Below are 19905 nucleotides of genomic sequence, written 5' to 3'. Positions count from 1 at the left end.
TGTTCGATGGCTCGCGTCGATAGCAAAAACTCGGCCACTTTATCCAGTTTGTACTTGACAATCCCTTCGCCGAAAGACGTTATGCCGTTCGCCTGCCGAGGCCTTTTCTTTTCACTTGAACCCGTTAAAGTTGCATTTCAGCTTTTGTCGCGTTTATTTGGATGCGCGCAGTCGGCGGGTGCGCCCGTCGCGATTTGAAAGGACTTTATATGGGACTTTTCACTGGTAAGACCGTGATCGTCACCGGCGGCGGCAAGGCCACGCTCAAGGACGGCTCCGCTGGCTCCATCGGCTACGGTATCGATATCGCTTTTGCCAAGGAGGGCGCAAACCTCGTCATTACCGGCCGCAACGTTGCCAAGCTCGAGGCCGCCAAGGAATCCCTCGAGGCCGAGTACGGTGTCAAGGTTTTGCCTGTTCAGGCCGATGTTTCGGCTGGTCAGGACAACGAGGCTGTCGTCCAGAACGTCATCGACAAGGCTATTGAGGAGTTCGGCCGCATCGACGCCGTCGTCAACAATGCTCAGGCCAGCGCCTCGGGCGTGACCATTGCCGATCACACCATGGATCAGTTTAACCTGGCCATTTACTCTGGCCTGTATGCCACCTACCTGTACATGCAGAAGGCCTACCCGCACCTGAAGGAGACCAAGGGCTCCGTGGTCAACTTTGCCTCGGGCGCCGGCCTGTTTGGCAACTACGGCCAGTGCAGCTATGCCGCTGCCAAGGAGGGCATCCGCGGTTTGACTCGCGTTGCCGCCAACGAGTGGGGCAAGGACGGCATCAACGTCAATATCGTTTGCCCGCTTGCTTGGACCGCTGCGCTCGAGAACTTCCAGGATGCTTATCCCGAGGCGTTCAAGGCCAACGTCCACATGCCACCGGCGGGTCACTACGGCGACGTCGAGAAGGAAATCGGCCGCGTGGTCGTTCAGCTCTGCGGTCCCGACTTTAAGTACATGAACGGCGAGACCGTCACCCTCGAGGGTGGCATGGGCCAGCGTCCGTAGGAGTTACGCGGTTTTACCAAACCGCGTAACGGGCCGACGCTGCGCGGTCACCAGAGCGACAACTTGTCATTCAAAGAGGGCGGCATGACCAGAAGGTCTATGCCGTCCTCTTTTCATGCCAATTTGTTCGCTCTGGTGACCGCTCGCTGATGTTGTCAGAGCATCGGCGTTACCTTGACTGTTGGATGTAGTCGTTGGGGACGTTCTTAAATGACTAGTCGAAAGGGACACTCTTGCCGGCACTTGGGGACAGTCCCTGAGTGCCGGCAGATTGGGGCGCTCATTTGCAAGATGGCGCTGAAGACTGTCCCCAACGTCTAGTCGTTTAAGACTGTCCCCAACGACTACCCAACGACTAGCGCGGGAACCTGATCCTAATGCACTAGTTTCTGTCGAGTCGGTGCTTCTTGCGGGTTGCCCGTATAATGGTTTGCGTATGAACCGCAACCAAGGAGTTCCAGTTTATGGACCAGAACCTTTTTAAATTCGACCTGATTGCCGAGGATCCGACGACGCACGCGCGTGCCGGCGTACTGCACACCCCGCACGGCGACATCGAGACGCCGATTTTTATGCCCGTGGGCACCAAGGCAAACGTCAAGGGCATTCCTACCGAGACTGTCAAGAAGCTCGGCGCCCAGATCGTGCTCGCCAATACCTATCATCTGTCCATGCGTCCCGGCGAGGATACCATCGCCGAGCTGGGCGGCCTGCACAAGTTCATGAACTGGCACGGCCCCATCCTCACCGACTCGGGCGGTTTCCAGGTCTTCAGCCACAACGATGCCGTCAAGCTCACCGATGAGGGCGTGCGCTTTATCGTCAACGATTACGACGGCCGCCACGTGTTTTGGACGCCCGAGGACAACATGGAAATCGCCATGAAACTCGGCTCCGATATCTGCATGCAGCTCGACCAGTGCCCGGGCTATCCCGCCACGCGCGCCTACGTTGAGCGCGCCGTTGAGCTGTCGAGCATGTGGGCCGAGCGCTGCTATAAGGCGCATACCCGCGATGACCAGGCGCTCTTTGGCATCGTTCAGGGCGGCATGCACCTGGATCTGCGCCTGCGCTCGCTGCGCCATCTGGAGGAGTGCGGCGACTTCCCGGGCTATGGTATCGGTGGCTATTCGGTGGGCGAGGATCACGAGACCATGTTCGAGACCCTGGCGCCGCTCGTGAGCGAGTACATGCCCAAGCATAAGCCGCGCTACCTGATGGGTGTCGGCAACCCGACCACGCTCGTGCGCGGCGTTGGCGTGGGCATCGACATGTTTGACTGCGTGCTGCCGACGCGCACCGGCCGTATGGGCACGGCATTCTCCAGCGAGGGTCGCCTCAACTTCCGCAACGCTCGCTTTGCGCACGACGACGGTCCCATCGATCCCACCTGCACCTGCCCGGTGTGCACGGGCGGTTACAGCCGTGCGCTCATCCGTCACATGGTCACGCAGAAGGAGATGCTCGGCGGCATTCTGCTTTCGATGCACAACATCTACTACCTGCTCAACCTTATGCAGCGGGCCCGCCAGGCCATTATCGAGGGCCGCTACGGCGCGTTCGTGAGCGACTGGATGAACAGCCCTGCGGCGGTGGATTACTAAGAGCAGCACGGGCGCTTGCAGAGCGCGGGCAACGGCAAGGGGCGAGCGCCGGCCGGTCATCACGTTTGCTAACACCGCTTGCGCGACCGATGACCGATAGCTTGCAAGCACTTGATGCATCGTGGGTACCATACCGAATAGTTGATGTTCGGGCGGGTGTTTGGCGCACAGCGTCGACCCCGCCCGTTTTTCTTTTTCTCGATAGGAGTACCCATGATTAAGAATGAGAACGTCGAGGGCGAGCCTGCCTACGACGAGACGTACCGCCGCGGCCCCGTGGTCATGCGCGGCCCCATGATTCCTAAGGACAACACCTACGCCAACCTGCTGGCGCCCGAGGACTCGACCGACTGGCTGCATGCCGACCCGTGGCGCGTGCTGCGCATTCAGGCAGAGTTTGTCGATGGTTTTGGCGCGCTTGCCGAGCTTGGACCTGCGGTGACCATCTTCGGTAGCGCCCGCACGCCCAAGACCGATCCGCTCTACAAGGCGGCGCGTACCGTCGGGCGCAAGATCGCGCAACGTGGCGTGGCGGTCATCACCGGTGGCGGCCCCGGCATCATGGAAGCGGCCAACAGGGGAGCGGCGAGTGTCAACGGCAAGTCAGTTGGCCTAGGCATTGAATTGCCGCACGAGCAGGGGCTCAATAAATACGTGAACCTCGGCATGGACTTCCGCTACTTCTTTGTGCGCAAAACCATGTTCGTTAAGTACAGCTCGGGCGCCATCGTATTTCCCGGCGGCTTTGGCACGCTCGACGAGATGTTCGAGGTTCTCACGCTGGTGCAGACGCACAAGGTCAAGCGCATGCCGCTCGTGCTGGTGGGCACCGAGTACTGGCAGGGCCTATTCGACTGGCTCAACGGCCCGGTGATGAGCACCGGTATGATTAGCCCGCTCGATCCGGATCTGGTACACATTACCGACGACCTCAACGAGGCCGTTGACATTGCGCTCAGCGGGCTGATGTAGATCAATCGTGCCCACGCGACATGAATACGCATGGCAATCTGATGTTATCTAACATCAGATTGCCATGCGTATTGGGTATACTGGTGTAAAAGACGAGGGCGAGGAGGTCGCAAATGTCTACAGCAACAGTTAAGCCTACGACGGTTCGAATCGAAGAGGGGCTCAAGGAGCAGGCGACTGAGTTCTTGGATTCGGTCGGCCTCAGCCTCAATTCCTATCTCAATCTTGCTGTTCGGCAGCTGGTAAATCAGCGAAAGATTCCTTTTGAGATTGTAGGAAGGGCGGAGGTGCCCAACGAGGTGACGAGGCGCGCCATGGTGATCGCCGAGGCTCATGAGCTGGGGATTTTGCCGGACGATAGCCTGTCATTCAATAACGCTGATGAGCTTATGTCATTCCTCGATGAGGAATAGCGATGTTCGAGATTAAAGTCGAGGCTCAATTTAAGGTGGACTACAAACGAACGATGCGCATGCATCCGCAGCTAAAAAGTGAGTTTAAAGCGGCGGTTGCAGAGCTTGTGGCTCATGGGTCACTTCCGGCGGAGTATGGCGCCCACGAGCTCTCAAACCCGGGCGGAAACTACAACGGCCACATCGATTTCCACCTATCCGATGGCTTGGTCGATGTGGTCGTTCTTTATCTTCCCCATAAGACTAACCCAGTGATTAGGCTGGTGAGAATGGGCACTCATCAGGAACTGTTTCAGGGTCCGCTGGGCTGATCGCCGATTTCTAAGTTGCGGTGGAATAGGGATTGATTTGCGGCTGATAAGCCAAAAACAGTTCCTATTCCACCGCAAGTGGTAAAGGTGCCCCTAGTGGATGGGCTGGTAACGAGGGCAGTAGCTGATGGCGATGGCGTCGACGCCTACATGGGTGGCGATGGTGCAGCCGATGGGGCCGGTGCCGGCGTCCACGTAGTCCCGGCCTGCGAGCGCTTGGCTGACGAGCTTTTGCTCCTCAGCGGCGCCGGTCGTGAGTACGCGCACGCTGGAGCCCGGATGCTCGGCCAAAAATGCGAGGCAATCGGTCATGGTGTTGGCAACGATGCGCTTGGCGCCGCGGCCCTTTTTGACGGCCTTGATCTCGCCCGATTTCCACTCCGGCGAAACGGCCAGGCGAATGTTGAGCATCTGCGTCAACTGGCCGGCGAGCTTGGGCGCGCGGCCGTTCTTAACGAGGTTCTCGAGCGTGCGCGGAATCAGCAACAGGTGGGCGTCGGGCAGGGTCGCGCGGATCTGCGCCTCGGTCTCGTCCAGGCTGCGGCCGTCCTCGCGCATGGCCAGCGCGTACTCCACCAGCAGGCCCTCGGCGCCCGAGCCGGTGCGCGAATCGATGCAGCGCACGTCGAGCTCGTGGGTTTCGGCCGTCAGGCATGCGTTGGCATAGCAGGCGGACCACTCGCTGCATAGCGAGATAAAGATCGCGCTATCGTGGCCGTCGGCGCGTACGCGGTCGAAGAGTGCCTTGAACTCGCCGGCGCTCGGCTGCGAGGTGTGCGGCAGCTGCTCGGAGCCGGCCATGCGGGCGACGTACTCCTCGGCGGTAATCTGCACCTGGTCGAGCAGGTCCTCGCCCTCGATAATCACATGCAGCGGAATCACGTAAATGCCGAGCTCTTGGGCGCGGGCGGGGGAGATGTCCGACGTGGAGTCGGTTATGATGGCAAAAGACATAATTGCACCTTTCGTTGGGGCGCGGCAGCGCCGCCTTCTGAAAGCAAAGTGCGACAAGTATAGTGGAGTTGCTCTACATTGCTAGGTTCAATTGTTGAATAGTCAACAGTTTGAAGCGGTGGTGTGGAAATCATCAACTGGGGAAGAAGGGTGCCGATGGCGGCATTGCAACTTTGCGAGCGGCCGGTTGTGCTGTTCGATTTTGACGGCACGGTGGCAGATACGGGCCGGGCGGTGATGACCTCGACGCGCAAGACGCTTTCCGCGCGCGGGTTTTCGGAAGCGCAGATGGGTGATCTGCGCCGCATGATCGGGCCGCCCCTGTGGAAGAGCTTTCACGACTTTTACGGCTTTTCCCGCGAGGAGTCGCTTGTGGTGGCCGATGAGTACCGCGCCTTTTTTGATGAACTGGGACCGGAGGAGTATCCCGTGTTCAATGGGGTCCCCGAGCTGCTGGATGGGTTGGTCGCCCAAGGCAAACGTATGGCCGTGGCGACGTCGCGCATGGAGGCCAAGTGCATCGACATGGTGCGTGAGCTCGGGCTCTCTCAGTTTGAGGCGGTGATTGGCATGAATCCGCCGCAGGGACGCGAGACCAAGGCCGATTCGGTCCGCGATGCCCTGGCGGCGCTCGGCGCGACGGCCGACGATGCCGTGATGATCGGCGATCGCTTTAACGATGTGGAGGGCGCGCACGCAATGGGCGTGCCGTGCATCGGCATCTATTCGGGCGCGGCGGCGCCGGGCGAGCACGAGGCGGCGGGTGCCGATGCGGTGGTGCACTCGGTGGCCGAGCTTGCTAAACTTTTCGCTATCTAATGACGTAATGTGAGGGGCGAGCGCGCTCGCCGCTCATTGGTAAGGAGGTCGTCCATGAATCAGGTGGAGCAGAGCGTTGCCGAATATGTCGACGAGGTCTGGGAAGATGTCGTCGCCGATATCGAGCGGCTGGTGAGCTATCCGTCTGTGGCCGTTGCTGCCGATGCGGAGCCCGGTGCGCCGTTTGGCCGCCCGGTCCGTGATGCGCTCGATTGCGCGCTCGGCATTGCGCAAAAGCTCGGCTACCAGACGAGCGATGACGAGGGCTTTGTGGGCATTGCCGATATTCCTGGCCGCGGCGACAAGCAGCTCGCGACCATCTGCCACGTGGACGTGGTGCCCGCCGGCCCGGGCTGGAACACCGACCCGTTTGCGATGGAGCGTCGCGAGGGCTGGCTGCTCGGCCGCGGCGTTATCGACGACAAGGGTCCGGCGGTGCTGTCGCTCTACGCCGGCGCCTATCTGCTCAAGCACGGCATTGTTCCGCGCTACACCTTCCGCGCACTGCTGGGCTGCGATGAGGAAGTGGGCATGTCCGACGTTCACCATTATCTGGAGAACCACGCGAACCCCGACTTTCTGTTTACGCCCGATGCCGAGTTCCCGGTCTGTAATGCCGAGAAGGGCCAGTTTGGGGCGACATTTGTGAGCTCCAAGATCGACGGCGGGCGCATTGTGTCCTGGAGTGGTGCCGAGGCGAGCAACGCCATTCCGTCGCAGTCTATCTGCGAGCTTGCGATTGCCGCCGATGAGCTGCCGGCGCCGGTCGAGAACGGCGACCGCCTGGAGATCACGGCGCTCGATAACGGGCATGCGCAGATTTTCGCCCACGGCATTGGCGGTCATGCCTCGATGCCAGAGGGAACGATCAACGCCGTCGGGCTGATCGTGGCGTATCTGCGCGAGGCCGAGGACGCGTTTGGTGCACGCGACGAGCGCCTGCTGACGCCTGCCGAGCACGAGTTCGTCAAGTTCCTGGCCTTTGTGCATGCGGACGCCTATGGTCGCGGCCTGGGTATCGATGCGACGAGTCCGGCGTTTGGCCCGCTTACCTGCAACGCTGGCGTCATCCGCGTGGCGGATGGCCATATTGAGCAGGTCATCGACGTGCGCTTCCCCGACAGCACGAGTGCCGATACCATCCGCGAGCAGCTCGATCCGCTCGTGGGCCGTTTTGGCGTGACGTGCCGTGTGGGTCGTGCGAAGGTGCCGTTCTCGGTCTCTGCCGACGATCCGGCCGTGAAGGCGCTTATTGATACCTATAACGAGTTTACGGGCAAGCATGCTGAGCCCTTTGCCATGGGCGGCGGCACGTACGCGCGCAACTTTGCCCGCGCCGTCTCGTTTGGCCCCGAGGAGACCGGTCTGGAGCTGCCCGAGTGGGGCGGCCAGATGCACGGTCCCAACGAGTGCGCCAACGAGGAACAGCTCAAGCAGGCGCTCAAGATTTATATCGTGGCGATCTTACGTTTGAACGAGCTTGAGCTTTAAGGCTGCGGCGTTTTAACAACTTAGCACCCCTTTCGTCCGGGCTTTTTAAGTTGCGGTGGAATAGTTCCTAGAATGGGCCATTTGATGGCCAAGCAGGAACTATTTCACCGCAACTTTGTTTTTATTGGTGTAAAAGGCGGGTCATGCTTGGTGGCGGGTTTGTTATTCGTTTGTAAAGCCGAGCCGCGCTTGCGGTAAGGGTCTATCAGATGCCCGTAATAAAGCGCAGCTGACGCGGGCGCTGCCCGATCGAGACCGTATCTTTCCAAACAGCAAAGCGGGCAGGGTGCCCGCGAGTCGCTTGTATGAAAGGAAGATCATGCTCGATCAGGCTTATTCTCGTCGTCAGTTCCTCGGCCTCGCTGGTGGTCTTGCCAGCATCGTCGGTCTCGGTCTCGTTGGTTGCGGCGGCTCCAACGCCGCCAACACCGCTGCTGAGGGCAGCGCCGCTGCTGCCGAGTCCGTCTCCGGCGAGGTGACCTACGACGGCGCCTCCTCGTTCCAGGCTCTCGTCGAGGCTGCTGCCGAGAAGTTTATGGATGCCAATCCCGACGTCTCCGTCTCCGGTTCGGGCAACGGTTCGGGCAAGGGCCTGACCGCTGTTGCCGCCGGCACCGTTACTATCGGTAACTCCGACGTCTTCGCCGAGACCAAGCTCGAGGCCGATCAGGTCAAGAGCCTCGTCGATCACGAGGTCGCCGTCGTGGGCATGGGCCCTGTCGTCTCCAAGAACGTCAAGGTCGATGATCTGTCCCTCGAGCAGCTCAAGGGCATCTTCTCCGGCCAGATCACCAACTGGAAGGAGGTCGGCGGCGACGACGCCAAGATCGTCGTCCTCAACCGCAAGGCAGGCTCCGGCACCCGCGCCACCTTCGAGGCCGCCGTCTTTGGCGACGAGGCCGTCGACTTTAAGGGCGACGCCGAGCTCGACAAGTCCGGCGACGTCCAGACTCAGATGGGCAGCACCGACAATGCCATCTCCTACCTCGACTTCTCGCACTTCGACGACTCCAAGTTCAACGCCATCAAGGTCGAGGGCGTGGAGCCCAAGAGCGCAAACGTCACCGACGACTCCTTCAAGATCTGGGCTACCGAGCACATGTACTGCGCGAAGGACGCCGACGAGGCCACCAAGGCCTTCCTGGAGTTCATGCTTTCCGACGACGTCCAGGGCAAGCTCGTCGAGGAGCAGGGCTTTATCCCCGTCTCTGCTATGAAGGTCGTCAAGGACGCCAGCGGCAAGGTCTCCGCTAAATAAGTAATCGCCCCGGAAAGGTTTGCAATGGCAAAACAGCTGCCAAAGCGCGACCTTGAGAACGTGGGCCTGGGCGTCACGGGCGCGTGCGTAGCGCTCGTGACGCTTGTCGTTGCCGCGCTCATCTTTATGGTCGCCCAAAAGGGCCTCTCGGCTTTTCTCAAGGACGGCGTTTCGGTCGTCGAGTTCTTCACCGGCACCAAGTGGGACCTGGCCAACACGGCCGAAAATGGCCTGCCCTACACCGGCGCCCTGCCCCTGATCGTCACCTCGTTTGCGGTCATGGTGCTCTCCACGCTCATCGCGCTGCCCATCGCCATCGGCTCTGCCATCTTTGCGGTCGAGATCCAGCCTAAGTTTGGCTCCAAGGTCTTTCAGCCGCTTATTGAGCTTTTGACCGGCATTCCCTCGGTCGTCTTTGGCCTGATCGGTTTTCACGTGGTCGTCGGCCTTATGAAGAGCGTTTTCCATGTGAGCACGGGTCTGGGCATCTTGCCCGGCGCCATCGTGCTGGCCGTCATGATCCTGCCGACCATGACCACGCTTTCGGTCGATGGCCTGCGTGCCGTGCCCGACAGCTACCGTCAGGGTTCGCTCGCGCTGGGCTACACCCGCTGGCAGACCATCTGGCACGTGGTGCTCAAGAGCGCCATGCCCTCGCTCATGACCGCGGTCATCCTTGGCATGACCCGCGCCTTTGGCGAGACGCTCGCCGTGCGCATGGTTATCGGCGGTATCGAGGCCATGCCGACGTCGCTGCTGTCGCCGGCCTCCACCATCACCACCACGCTCACCACGTCCATGGCGGTCTATGCCGAGGGCTCGGCCCAGGACGACGTCCTGTGGGCGCTCGGCCTTCTGCTGATGGGCATGAGCCTCATCTTCATCCTGATCATCCATCTCATTGGCCGCAAGGGGGCGAAGGCTCGTGGCTAGCACGCGCATCCATATCGACGAGGCGAGACTCGGGCGTGTCCAAAGGCAGGACCGCATCGCCACGGGCGTGCTGACGGCGATCGTCGCCATCGTCATGCTCATCGTCGTCTCCATGGTGGCCTACATCCTGTTCGAGGGCATCTCGACGCTGTTCCAGCCGGGCTTTCTCACGCAGCCTGCGCGCGCCAACGGAACCCAGGGCGGTGTGCTCTACCAGCTGTTCGACTCGTTCTATCTGCTGCTGATTACCCTGATCATCTCGGTGCCCATCAGCCTGGGCGGCGCGGTCTTTTTGGTTGAGTACGCGCCCGATGGGCCTATTCGCGACATCGCCTCGACCGCCATCGAAACGCTGTCCTCGCTGCCTTCCATCGTCGTGGGCATGTTCGGCTTTCTGGTGTTCTCGGTGCAGCTGGGCTGGAAGTACTCCATCATCTCCGGCGCCGTCGCGCTCACCATGTTCAACATCCCCATCCTGGTGCGCGTGATTCAGCAGGCGCTCGAGGACGTGCCGCAGGTCCAGCGCGATGCGTGCCTGGCTATGGGCCTCACCCGCTGGGAGGCCACGCTGCACATCCTGATTCCCGAGGCCATGCCCGCCATCGTGACCGGCATCGTGCTTTCGGCCGGCCGTGTGTTTGGCGAGGCCGCGGCGTTGCTCTTTACCTCGGGCATGAGCTCGCCGGTTCGCCTGAACTTCTTGAGCTTTAACCTGTCGAGCCCCACCTGCGCCTGGAACGTGTTCCGTCCCGGTGAGTCGCTTGCCGTGCACATCTACAAGATTTACGGCGAGGGCAGCCCCGAGGCCCAGCAGATCGTTTGGGGAACCGCCGCCCTGCTGATGATTTGCGTGCTGCTGTTTAACGTGGTCGCCCGTATCGTGGGCAAGCAACTGGCAAGGAAGATGACGGCCGAATGAGCGAGATGAATGCAACGCCCGCAACCGAGGCGGCCACGTCCGAGACCCAGGACTTTCTGTCGAGCGTGGGGGAGAGCGAGAAGCACGTGCGCGTGAGCGGCAAGGCCGTGAGCGACGAGGTCGTGCTCTCCACCAAGGACGTCAACGTGTACTATGGCGACCACCATGCGCTGCACAATACGTCGCTCGACTTCCACAAGGGTGAGATCACGGCGCTCGTCGGGCCTTCGGGCTGCGGTAAGTCGACCTTTTTGCGCAGCCTCAACCTGATGAATCGCGAGATTCGCGACTGCCGCGTGGAGGGCGAGATTAACTACCGTGGGCGCAACGTGAACACCAAGGCCGAGAACACCTACGAGCTGCGTCGGTCCATTGGCATGGTGTTTCAGCAGCCCAACCCGTTCCGTAAGTCCATTCGCGACAACATCACGTTTGCGCCCAAGCGCCACGGTATCACCGACCGCGATGAGCTCGACCGCATGGTCGAGGAGAGCCTACGCGGTGCTGCGCTGTGGGACGAGGTCAAGGATAAGCTCGACAAGAGCGCCTATGCGCTTTCGGGCGGTCAGCAGCAGCGCCTGTGCATCGCGCGCACGCTGGCGCTTAACCCCGACGTGATTCTGTTTGACGAGCCCTGCTCGGCGCTCGACCCCATCTCGACGCTGGCGATCGAGGACCTGATGTCGTCGATCGTGTCCGACCGCGCCATCGTTATCGTGACGCACAACATGGAGCAGGCGTCGCGCGTGTCCAATCGCACGGCGTTCTTCTACATGGGCGATATGGTCGAGTACGACGAGACCGACGAGATTTTCCAACGGCCCAAGGATAAGCGGCTGAATGATTACCTCACCGGCATGTTCTCCTAGTCCGGGACATGCTTGAGGCCCGCGGCGGCCACGGTTGTCGCGGGACTGATTGGAGAGGCGGGTCATCTCTTGCGGGAGATGGCCCGCCTTTTTGTGTCGTGTGCTGGTGCGCTTGCCCAAAACCACCACAAAGGTGCCTGTCCCCTTTGTGGTGGTTTTCGCTATCATGGACAACGTTGAATCTCTACGAAGGAGCAGGGCATATGGCGATTCTTTTGGGATGCGATTCCATCAGCCTAGAGTTTCCCACCAAGCATATTTTCGATAGCGTGACGCTCGGCGTGGGCGAGGGCGACCGCATTGGTATTGTCGGTAAAAACGGCGACGGCAAGTCGACGCTGCTGAGCGTGCTCGCCGGCACGCTGGAGCCCGATGACGGACGCGTGACGCACCGCCGCGGCACCACGATCGGTCTACTCGGCCAAAAGGATCAGCTTGTCGACACCGATACCGTGCATCATGCCGTTGTGGGCGACACGCCTGAGTACGAGTGGGCGTCGAGCCCGCGTACGCGCCAGATTCTGGCCGGTCTTATTAGCGATGTGCCCTGGGAGGGCATGGTGGGCGAGCTCTCGGGCGGTCAGCGCCGTCGCGTGGACCTCGCGCGCCTGCTGATTGGCGACTACGATGTGCTCATGCTCGACGAGCCCACCAACCACCTGGACATGCGCACCATCAACTGGCTTGCGCGTCACTTAAAGGCCCGCTGGCAGCGCGGCCAGGGCGCCATGCTCGTGGTCACGCACGACCGCTGGTTCTTGGACGAGGTCTGCACCAGCATGTGGGAGGTCCACGACGGCCAGGTAGATCCCTTCGAGGGCGGCTACTCGGCATATATCCTGCAGCGCGTGGAGCGCGACCGCATGGCCGCCGTTACCGAGGAGCGCCGTCGCAACATGGCGCGCAAGGAGCTCGCGTGGCTAAGCCGCGGCGCCCAGGCGCGTTCCACCAAGCCCAAGTTTCGCGTTGAGGCTGCTCGCGAGCTGATCGCCGACGTACCGCCCGTGCGTGACGAGCTGGAGCTCAAGCGCCTTGCTGTGAGCCGCCTAGGCAAGCAGGTCATCGATGTCATCGACGTGGATGCCGGCTATGCGGATACCGATGGTGCGCCCAAGCAGGTGCTCACCGATGTGACCTGGCTCATCGGCGCGGGCGACCGCTATGGTCTTTTGGGCGAGAACGGCGCCGGCAAGTCGACCTTGCTCGACGTGATCCAGGGCAAGATTGAGCCCACGCGCGGCCGTGTGAAGATTGGCCAGACGGTGCGCTTTGGCGTTCTGTCGCAGCAGCTCGAGGAACTCGAGCCCTACATGGGTGACACGATCCGCGAGGTGCTCGGCAACTATAAGAAGTACTACGTCATCGACGGCAAGGAGACTTCGCCCGAGAAACTTTGCGAGCGCCTGGGCTTTACGACACAGCAGCTCTGGAGTCGCATCGGCGATCTTTCGGGCGGCCAGCGCCGTCGCCTGTCGCTGCTGCTGACGATCCTGGACGAGCCCAACGTGCTTATCCTGGACGAGCCCGGCAACGACCTGGATACCGATATGCTGGCGATTGTCGAGGACCTGCTCGACGGCTGGCCGGGCACGCTGATCCTGGTGACGCACGACCGCTTCTTGATGGAGCGCGTGACCGACCAGCAGTGGGCGCTGCTCGACGGCCACCTGACGCATATGCCCGGCGGCGTGGACCAGTACCTGCGCCTGTGCAACGCTACCGCCGAGGGCGAGCCCGTGGGCGCGCCGAGTGCCAAGACCGGCACGTTCGACACCGGTGCCGCGGCTGCGACGGCCGATAAGCCCAAGGCGAGCGGTCAGCCCAATGGCCTGTCCAACGCCGAGCGTCAGAAGCTTCGCCGCGAGGTGAGCTCGCTCGAGCGCAAGATGGAGACGCAGCGCGTCCGCGTTGAGGAGGCCGAGGCAGCAATGGCCCAGGTCGATCCCACCAACTACACGGCGCTCGGCGAGCAACAGGCAAAGATCGACGAGGCTCACGCTGCCATGGACGAGCTGGAGATGGCGTGGCTCGAGGCGAGCGAAAAGCTCGAGGGCGAGGAGTAGGCGAGAATGATCAAAGCCGCGTTTTTCGATATCGACGGTACGCTGCTGAGCTTTAAGACCCACCGGATTCCGGCGTCGGCGCAGCAGGTGCTCGACAGCTTTCGCGAGCAGGGAATTGCGTGCGTGATCGCCACGGGCCGTCCGACCTACCAGATGCCGGACTGGCTGTTCGACCTGGGCTGGGATGCGTACATTACGCTTTCGGGCCAGCACTGCTTTGATGGCAAGGGCGTTTACCGCAGCTGCCCGATCGATCCGGACGACGTCGCGGCGATCGTGGACCAGGTGGCGCAGGGGTGCTACGACTCGCTGTGCATGCAGGGCGAGAACTCGTTTGTGAACCGTCTATCCGAGCGCGTGGTGACGGCCGGCAGCAACGCGGGAATTGTCTACCACGAGGAGCCGTTTGAGCACGCCTTTGACGCGCCGGTCTACCAGTTTTGCGCCTTTGTGGATCCGGCCGACGAGCATATCGTGACCGACGCCGTGTCGCATTCGCTCACCACGCGCTGGTGCGACCTGTTCTGCGACATTATTCCCGCTAACGGCGGCAAGGACCTGGGTGTGGCGGCGACGCTCGAGCGGCTTGGTATCGACGCGAGCGAGGCGATTGCCTTTGGCGACGGCGAGAACGACCTGTCGATGTTTGCCGCCGTGGGCACGAGCGTGGCCATGGGCAACGCGCAGGATACCGTGAAGGCCGCGGCGACCTACGTGACGACCGCCGTAGACGATGATGGAATCTACAACGCCGCCAAGCACTTTGGGCTGGTGTAGCTGCGGATTCGGCACTTGGGGACGTTCCTTTTGTGCCGGCAGCTGGGGACACTCCTTGCGGGGTGTGTCCCCGTTTTGTTTTCGTCCCGTGCGTTTTGTGAAACACGGTTAACTTTTTAAATAACGTAGTAAGACATGGGCAACTTTTGCGGTAAAGTAAATCAAGCAAAAGTATCCAAAGGCTAACTAGAAGCCATCGCGAAAGGCGGCCCATGGCCCTGCGTGAATCCGGAGAAGACTATCTCGAATCGATCTACGTTCTATCGGAACGTCAGGGCATCGTGCGCTCGATCGACGTTGCCGAATACTTGGGCGTAACCAAAGCAAGCGTCTCTAAAGCCATGGCGGCCTTGGAGAGCACCGGCTACGTGGAGATGGGCAAACGCGACGTGCATCTGACGGAACGCGGTCTTGAGGTTGCCCGTCAAATGTGGGAGCGCCACTGCTTTTTTGTAGGTCTGCTAGAGGACGCAGGCGTAACGCCCGAGGTCGCGTCGCAAGAGGGCTGCCACATGGAGCACTGCCTGAGCGAGGAGAGCTTCGAGAAGCTAAGATCGATGCTGAGACGGGAAGATGTAGCGGGTCCAACAACAGAAGCCTAACTGACCCACAGTAGCGCGGAGTTCACGCAAAGCGCGAACCAGCGACCGGGACCAGCGGCCCTTTCGGCCAAGTCCATTTCAGCAAAGGAACCCCGCCAGCAAGCGATGCCCAAGAACCGCCAGCTGTGTCAATGCAGGCCGGGGCCGGGCTTGGTTTTGAAAACACTCCGCAGCGCGAGGCCCGCCTTTCCGTTGCTCCGCAGGAGCAAGAAAGACGGGCCTCATGCGCGAGGACGTTTTCAAAACCAAGCCCGGCCCCGGCCGGAGGGACCACGAGCGCTACAGGTTCTTGACACCCATCGCGCGCATGGCGTTCAGGATGGCGATGATCGCCACGCCTACGTCGCCAAAGACGGCAAGCCACATATTGGCGATACCCAGCGCTGCCAGCACAAGGATCAGCAGCTTAATGCCCAGCGCAAAGATTATGTTCTGCCAAACAATCGACATGGTCTTGCGCGCCACGCGGATCGCGCGGGAAATGTTGGACGGCTTGTCGTCCATCAGCACCACGTCGGCGGCCTCGATCGCGGCGTCGGAGCCCATGGCGCCCATGGCAATGCCCACATCGGCGCGCGTAAGCACAGGAGCGTCGTTGATACCGTCGCCGACAAAGGCGAGCTTGCCCTTGCCACTTTCGGCCGCGAGTAGCGCCTCAACGCGCTCGACCTTGTCGCCCGGCAGGAGCTGCGCGTGGAACTCGTCGAGACCGAGTTGCTTGGCCACAGACGCTGCAACCTCCTCGCGGTCGCCCGTGAGCATGACGGTGCGGTTGATACCGGCGGCATGCAGGTCGCGAATCGTTTGCTCCGCATCGGCCTTAACGGTGTCTGCAATCACGATGTGGCCGGCGTACACGCCGTCAACGAGCACGTGGAGGATCGTGCCGACAACCTCACAGTCCGGTGCTTCAACGCCGGCCGCGGCGAGCATCTTGGCGTTGCCAACGACGACGTGCTTGCCGTCGATGGTTGCCGTCACGCCGTGGCCCGCGTCGTTGGCGGAGTCGCTCACGCGCTTGGGGTCGACCTCGCCCTGGTAGGCGTCGCGCACGGACTGCGCGATGGGGTGATCGAAGAACGACTCAGCAAGGGCTGCGACTTCGAGCAGCGACTGCTCGGTATAGCCAGCCTCGGGGTGCACCGCGACGACTGAGAACGTGCCGTTGGTGAGGGTGCCCGTTTTGTCGAAGACGATGGTGTCCACGTCGGCGAGCGTCTCGAGGTAGTTGGAGCCCTTGATGAGAACGCCCAGCTTGGACGCGCCGCCGATGCCGCCAAAGAAACTCAACGGTACGCTGATCACGAGGGCGCACGGGCAGCTGACGACCAGGAAGGTCAGGCCGCGCAGGATCCAATCGGACCAAGCGCCAGTCACCAGGCCGCCGCCAAGCGCGAGCACCGCGGCAGCGCCAGTGACGGCGGGGGTGTAGACGCGGGCAAAGCGCGTGATGAAGTTCTCGGTGCGCGCCTTCTTTTCGCTGGCATTCTCCACGAGCTCCAGAACACGCGCGACGGTTGACTCGCCAAAGGGCTTGGTGGTGCGCACGTGGATGAGGCCCGTCATGTTGATGCAGCCGCTGATGATATCGTCGCCGGTCTTGGCGGGGCGGGGGACTGACTCGCCCGTGAGCGCGGCGGTGTCGAGCTGGGTTTCGCCCTCGACGATGACGCCGTCGATAGGCACGCGCTCGCCGGGCTTGACCACGATCACGGTGCCGACGGCGATGTCATCGGGAAAGACCTGTTCGAGTGTGCCGTCGGCTTGCTCGACGTTAGCGTAGTCGGGCGCGATGTCCATCATGGCACTGATCGACTTGCGGCTCTTGCCCACGGCGTATGCCTGGAACAACTCGCCGACCTGGTAGAACAGCATGACGGCGGCGCCTTCGGCCATGTGCGGGTCGGTGTCGGGGAAGAGCACCATGGCAAACGCGCCGATGGTCGCGACGGCCATGAGGAAGCTCTCGTCGAAGGCCTTGCCGCGGCGGATGTTATTGAATGCCTTTTGCAGTACGTCGTAGCCGGCAATCAAAAACGGCACGAGGAACAGCGCGAAGCTGGCGTAGATGTTGCCGGGCTCCCCAAATGCGATAGTGAGGGCGCCGAGCTCGTCGAGGGCATAAACAACGGCAAAAATGCCCAGTGCTACCAGGATGCGGTTGCGCTTGTGCTCAAGGGACTCTTTCTTCTTGCGCTTCTTCTTTTTCTTTTTGGGGTCGGCGGCTGCCATGATTCAAACCTCCCATTTGAGTGTATGAACACTTGCTCATATAATTTCGCGAGCAAAGGCCGCGGCAAGCGCGGCCTTACAGGTCAACGTGTGCGCGGGTTAGAGAATGATCTCGCAGTCCGGCTCGGCGTCGGCGGTGAACTCAACGACGCGGTCCAGGACCTCGTCGAACTTGGCGTCGTCGGCCTCGAGCGTCAGCTTCTGGGTCATAAAGTTGACCGAAACGGACTTGACGCCATCGAGCTTAGCCAGCTCGTCCTGAAGTTCACGCGCGCAGTTGGCGCAATCGATCTCGTCGAGCTTAAACTGCTTTTTCATGGTGGGTTCCTTTCCCTGTGTTGGCGGTCTGGGTGCCGGCCGCGCTGATACCGTGGTTGATTGCTATTCGCAGATATGGCTCATGCCCTGGTTGAGCATGGTATAGACATGATCGTCAGCGAGCGAGTAGAGAATGTTGCGGCCGTCGCGGCGGAACTTGACCAGGTGCGACTGCTTAAGCGTGCGCAGCTGGTGCGACACCGCAGACTGCGAGGTCGCGGTCGCTTCGGCGATGTCAGCCACGCAGAGCTCGCGGCCCATGAGGGCATAGAGAATCTTGATGCGCGTGGTGTCGCTGAAGACCTTGAACAGGTCGGCAAGGTCGTAGAGAAGTTCCTCGTCGGGAAGGTCCTCGGGCGAGCAGGTGGTGGGGACGATCGGCTCGGTGGCCTCGATGCCAGTCTTTGTTTCATCAGCGTGGCTGCTCATTGCAATATCCTTTCATATGAACATGCGCTCATATAACTTACTTCCGATTATATGAGCGCATGTTCATATGTCAATGACGTACAGGTAATTCGTCGCATAAAATGATGGGGAATAGTGGACGAGATTCCGGACTGAGCGGTTTTGATAGCCGATGCCGGGGTGGGTGCCCCCGCGCCGTGCAAAAATTGGAGTATTCTGCAACTATAGGGGGTCCGTTAATCTATTCCAGGCCAAATAAAGCCGCTCAAGAGTTATCCAAGGGCGGTAAACAGACAAGGTCTTCCTCAAATGTTGCCTAACGTTCCCGTTCGATAGCGTTTTTGTTTTTCATTTGGATTAACTTGTGGGTGCTGGAGGGCCGACCCTGCTGAATACTCGCAATTTTGCACATCGCTAGGGTACCCACCTTGTTAGCCGGTCTAGCTTCCGGCCCCGAAGATTCTGCCCTCGGGCGCGAGGCTGCTTATTTGGGCAAATGATGGGCTGTCGGATTCGACAGTCTGCATGTCATCGATTGCCGGAACTTCATTTATTGTCGGGTCATCCAGCGTGATGCCTTCGAGTGTTGCTTTTTCGAGGTCGATTCGTTGACGATCTTCGGAATCCTGGCGAAGCTGCTTCTGAATTCTCTTTTTCTCTTCTATAAACCTTCTGAGCACAAACTGTCTCAGGTCCTCTTGCATGATTTGAAAGTCTTTTGGCAGACGCGAGGGGCGTATGCCCTCTTTCCGTTGGATCGCCTCCATGACCCTAACGAAAGCGCTGGCATGCATAAAGGAATAACGACTGACGGTGATGATTCCGTATCCCATGGACGCAAGCGCATTCTTGCGCTCCTCATCGATGGCGCGGTCTTCTTCCGCGTCATGATAAAACCCGTTGTATTCAATGTCTGTGCGAGATTTCTTTAGATACGCATCCATAAAGAACTTTTTGCGTCTCGTGAGATTCTTTGCGGCAGCGGTGACCTGCACCTCGCAATCGGTCTCAATTCCCTTAATACCAAGCCCTCCTTCGCTTTTAGGCAGCGTTAGCATCATGACAAAGGCCGTTTCCATAGGAGACCGGCATCCGTCGCGCACACATTGAATCGCCTTTCGGGCAAGGGCCAGACCGTCGCATCTGGTAATGGAATTAAAGAACTGTTTTAACCTTTCGGTCGAGGTGAGCGCGAAACGCTCGTTATACGAGGTGGAAGAGCCGGTTCCAAGGGAGTAAGCGCCGCACAATTCAAAGTAGTACTCCACCAGTTCGCGAAAAGGGAGATAGGTGGCGGCCTGAAGTGCGCAAAGCTCAACGCCAACAATGAAGATGCCATCTTTGAGCTCTATAAAGCGTGAGCTCGAGAATCGTTTTGACGAAACGTGGCATTGACAGTTCATTGCATAGCGCGCATTCCTGCGATCAAACACCATTACTTCGAGGCAATCATTTGCGTCAAGGGAAACATCGTGTTTGGTGAGCCATTCTGCGGCTGCGTCAAGGAGCGTTCCGGTGGGACATGATCCGTAAATCGCGGCAGGGTTACAGGGCTCGGTGTCTTTCGTAGACGCCGAATGCGCGGCCTGGTAGACCGCTTTTGCAGTGGTATGTGACAATACGATACTCATGGTATATATCGTGTCAGCTAATGCCGTGCTGATGGCGCTGAGTGGGAAAGTCGTTTTAGGGGCCTAACCAAATGCTGTCCAAAAGCTTGACGCAATTATGGGTTGGCATGCCTAAAATCAATGTTATCGCAGCTTAGCTATAGCATATAAAAACTCAATTGCTGCACATTTGATATCGATGCATCACCATCCGACAACGAATTACGTGTCGGGAATTGGCCGAAATCGTTCAAAATGAGGGTTCAGAATTTGTGATGGCAGATCTATCTGTGGAACATAGGGCGGCCCCGCTGCGGTGTTTCCCGCTGCGAGGCCGCTCGT

The 19905-nt window shown here is 60.2% G+C and carries 19 protein-coding genes; 14 read left to right on the top strand and 5 right to left on the bottom strand.

The genetic code is table 11. From position 1 onward, the window contains the following. Positions 1–209: 209 nt before the first annotated feature. From AAAT03_RS04140 to AAAT03_RS04120, 5 genes are all read left to right on the top strand, one after another. Positions 210–1010 carry an SDR family oxidoreductase gene (locus AAAT03_RS04140; RefSeq protein WP_006235414.1) on the top strand — a complete coding sequence of 267 codons (801 nt, stop codon included), beginning with the start codon at positions 210–212 and terminating at the stop codon, positions 1008–1010. A 464-nt stretch (positions 1011–1474) separates the two neighbouring features. Further along, entirely contained in the window at positions 1475–2614 is a 1140-nt protein-coding gene (gene tgt, locus AAAT03_RS04135; protein ID WP_055250876.1) for a tRNA guanosine(34) transglycosylase Tgt, read from the top strand. Between the two features lie 213 nt (positions 2615–2827). After that, positions 2828–3586: a TIGR00730 family Rossman fold protein gene (locus tag AAAT03_RS04130; protein WP_055250875.1), complete on the top strand. Its 759-nt coding sequence runs from the start codon at positions 2828–2830 to the stop codon at positions 3584–3586. A 113-nt stretch (positions 3587–3699) separates the two neighbouring features. Then, positions 3700–3999: a type II toxin-antitoxin system RelB/DinJ family antitoxin gene (locus AAAT03_RS04125; RefSeq protein ID WP_055250873.1), complete on the top strand. Its 300-nt coding sequence runs from the start codon at positions 3700–3702 to the stop codon at positions 3997–3999. A gap of 2 nt (positions 4000–4001) precedes the next feature. After that, positions 4002–4310 carry a type II toxin-antitoxin system YafQ family toxin gene (locus AAAT03_RS04120; protein WP_055250871.1) on the top strand — a complete coding sequence of 103 codons (309 nt, stop codon included), beginning with the start codon at positions 4002–4004 and terminating at the stop codon, positions 4308–4310. 93 nt (positions 4311–4403) lie between these two features. Here the strand turns inward: AAAT03_RS04120 and AAAT03_RS04115 are convergent, their stop codons facing one another. Continuing rightward, positions 4404–5264, bottom strand: coding sequence for a DegV family protein (locus tag AAAT03_RS04115; protein ID WP_118267115.1), 861 nt, complete (start codon positions 5262–5264; stop codon positions 4404–4406). A gap of 123 nt (positions 5265–5387) precedes the next feature. Here AAAT03_RS04115 and AAAT03_RS04110 point away from each other — a divergent pair, with 123 nt between their 5' ends. The 9 genes from AAAT03_RS04110 to AAAT03_RS04070 all read left to right on the top strand — a co-directional run bounded on the left by AAAT03_RS04110 (position 5388) and on the right by AAAT03_RS04070 (position 14995). Further along, a complete protein-coding gene (locus AAAT03_RS04110; protein ID WP_346972294.1) occupies positions 5388–6083 on the top strand; it encodes an HAD hydrolase-like protein in 696 nt (231 codons plus the stop codon). Between the two features lie 54 nt (positions 6084–6137). Beyond that, positions 6138–7574 (top strand): M20 family metallopeptidase, encoded by a 1437-nt coding sequence (locus AAAT03_RS04105; RefSeq protein ID WP_349102650.1) that lies wholly within the window; start codon positions 6138–6140, stop codon positions 7572–7574. A gap of 319 nt (positions 7575–7893) precedes the next feature. Next, positions 7894–8832, top strand: coding sequence for a phosphate ABC transporter substrate-binding protein (locus AAAT03_RS04100; RefSeq protein ID WP_117655832.1), 939 nt, complete (start codon positions 7894–7896; stop codon positions 8830–8832). Between the two features lie 24 nt (positions 8833–8856). Further along, entirely contained in the window at positions 8857–9765 is a 909-nt protein-coding gene (gene pstC, locus AAAT03_RS04095; protein ID WP_117735919.1) for a phosphate ABC transporter permease subunit PstC, read from the top strand. After that, the gene (pstA, locus tag AAAT03_RS04090) at positions 9758–10684 is read left to right on the top strand and encodes a phosphate ABC transporter permease PstA (protein ID WP_349102649.1); all 927 of its coding nucleotides are present in this window, start codon (positions 9758–9760) and stop codon (positions 10682–10684) included. The genes pstC and pstA overlap by 8 nt, the downstream gene beginning before the upstream one ends. Then, positions 10681–11553, top strand: coding sequence for a phosphate ABC transporter ATP-binding protein PstB (pstB, locus tag AAAT03_RS04085; protein WP_349102648.1), 873 nt, complete (start codon positions 10681–10683; stop codon positions 11551–11553). The genes pstA and pstB overlap by 4 nt, the downstream gene beginning before the upstream one ends. Before the next feature lie 203 nt (positions 11554–11756). After that, entirely contained in the window at positions 11757–13616 is a 1860-nt protein-coding gene (locus AAAT03_RS04080; RefSeq protein ID WP_349102647.1) for an ABC-F family ATP-binding cassette domain-containing protein, read from the top strand. Between the two features lie 6 nt (positions 13617–13622). Then, the gene (locus AAAT03_RS04075; protein ID WP_349102646.1) at positions 13623–14393 is read left to right on the top strand and encodes a Cof-type HAD-IIB family hydrolase; all 771 of its coding nucleotides are present in this window, start codon (positions 13623–13625) and stop codon (positions 14391–14393) included. 212 nt (positions 14394–14605) lie between these two features. Beyond that, positions 14606–14995 (top strand): metal-dependent transcriptional regulator, encoded by a 390-nt coding sequence (locus AAAT03_RS04070; protein ID WP_055252669.1) that lies wholly within the window; start codon positions 14606–14608, stop codon positions 14993–14995. Positions 14996–15274: 279 nt separating this feature from the next. On the opposite strand, the gene AAAT03_RS04065 is transcribed toward AAAT03_RS04070, so the two are convergent. The 4 genes from AAAT03_RS04065 to AAAT03_RS04050 form a co-directional block, all read right to left on the bottom strand. Beyond that, positions 15275–17227, bottom strand: coding sequence for a heavy metal translocating P-type ATPase (locus AAAT03_RS04065; protein ID WP_055252068.1), 1953 nt, complete (start codon positions 17225–17227; stop codon positions 15275–15277). Positions 17228–17326: 99 nt separating this feature from the next. Further along, positions 17327–17545, bottom strand: a complete 219-nt coding sequence (locus tag AAAT03_RS04060) for a heavy metal-associated domain-containing protein (protein WP_055252067.1) — start codon at positions 17543–17545, stop codon at positions 17327–17329. Between the two features lie 63 nt (positions 17546–17608). After that, positions 17609–17974, bottom strand: a complete 366-nt coding sequence (locus tag AAAT03_RS04055; RefSeq protein WP_055252065.1) for a metalloregulator ArsR/SmtB family transcription factor — start codon at positions 17972–17974, stop codon at positions 17609–17611. Positions 17975–18393: 419 nt separating this feature from the next. After that, positions 18394–19584: a hypothetical protein gene (locus AAAT03_RS04050; RefSeq protein ID WP_148315876.1), complete on the bottom strand. Its 1191-nt coding sequence runs from the start codon at positions 19582–19584 to the stop codon at positions 18394–18396. Between the last annotated feature and the right edge of the window lie 321 nt (positions 19585–19905).

The organism is Collinsella sp. CLA-AA-H167, from assembly GCF_040095305.1.
Taxonomy (GTDB): domain Bacteria; phylum Actinomycetota; class Coriobacteriia; order Coriobacteriales; family Coriobacteriaceae; genus Collinsella.
Note: the sequence above shows the minus strand (reverse complement) of the source record. Positions and strands in the feature narration are given on the sequence as shown.